General features: G+C 54.9%; 1 rRNA gene. It reads left to right on the forward strand.

What is annotated here, in order from left to right:
* Positions 1–1,292: ribosomal RNA gene (locus Q0V21_RS32650) — 23S ribosomal RNA — on the forward strand; the annotation flags it as partial.

Raw genomic sequence — 1,292 nt, forward strand, 5'->3', positions numbered from 1 at the left:
AGTAGCGAAGGTCATGATCTCACACTGCCAAGAAAAGCCTCTAGCCAGGTGATGGTGCCCGTACCGCAAACCGACACAGGTAGGCGAGAAGAGAATTCTAAGGCGCGCGGAAGAACTCTCGTTAAGGAACTCGGCAAAATGACCCCGTAACTTCGGGAGAAGGGGTGCCCCGGTAGTGTGAATAGCACGAGGGGGCCGCAGTGAAAAGGCCCAAGCGACTGTTTAGCAAAAACACAGGTCTGTGCGAAGCCGTAAGGCGAAGTATACGGGCTGACGCCTGCCCGGTGCTGGAAGGTTAAGGGGAGCGGTTAGGAGCAATCCGAAGCTGTGAACCGAAGCCCCAGTAAACGGCGGCCGTAACTATAACGGTCCTAAGGTAGCGAAATTCCTTGTCAGGTAAATTCTGACCCGCACGAATGGCGTAACGACTTGGGCGCTGTCTCAACGAGAGATCCGGTGAAATTTTAATACCTGTGAAGATGCAGGTTACCCGCGACAAGACGGAAAGACCCCATGGAGCTTTACTGCAGCTTGATATTGAATTTGGGTACGATCTGTACAGGATAGGTGGGAGCCTTTGAAACGTGAGCGCCAGCTTGCGTGGAGGCACCGTTGGGATACCACCCTGATCGTATCTAGGTTCTAACCTGGTACCGTAATCCGGTGCGGGGACAGTGTCAGGTGGGCAGTTTGACTGGGGCGGTCGCCTCCTAAAGAGTAACGGAGGCGCCCAAAGGTTCCCTCAGAATGGTTGGAAATCATTCGAAGAGTGCAAAGGCATAAGGGAGCTTGACTGCGAGACCTACAAGTCGAGCAGGGACGAAAGTCGGGCTTAGTGATCCGGTGGTACCGCATGGAAGGGCCATCGCTCAACGGATAAAAGCTACCCTGGGGATAACAGGCTTATCTCCCCCAAGAGTCCACATCGACGGGGAGGTTTGGCACCTCGATGTCGGCTCATCGCATCCTGGGGCTGAAGTAGGTCCCAAGGGTTGGGCTGTTCGCCCATTAAAGCGGTACGCGAGCTGGGTTCAGAACGTCGTGAGACAGTTCGGTCCCTATCTGTCGTGGGCGTAGGAAATTTGAGAGGAGCTGTCCTTAGTACGAGAGGACCGGGATGGACGTACCGCTGGTGTACCAGTTGTTCCGCCAGGAGCACCGCTGGGTAGCTATGTACGGAAGGGATAAGCGCTGAAAGCATCTAAGCGTGAAGCCCCCCTCAAGATGAGATTTCCCAGTATGTAAGACCCCTTGAAGACGACGAGGTAGATAGGCTGGGGGTGGAAGTGCAG

The sequence above is a fragment of the Paenibacillus sp. 11B genome (assembly GCF_030487755.1).
Classification (GTDB): Bacteria; Bacillota; Bacilli; order Paenibacillales; family Paenibacillaceae; genus Paenibacillus; species Paenibacillus vandeheii.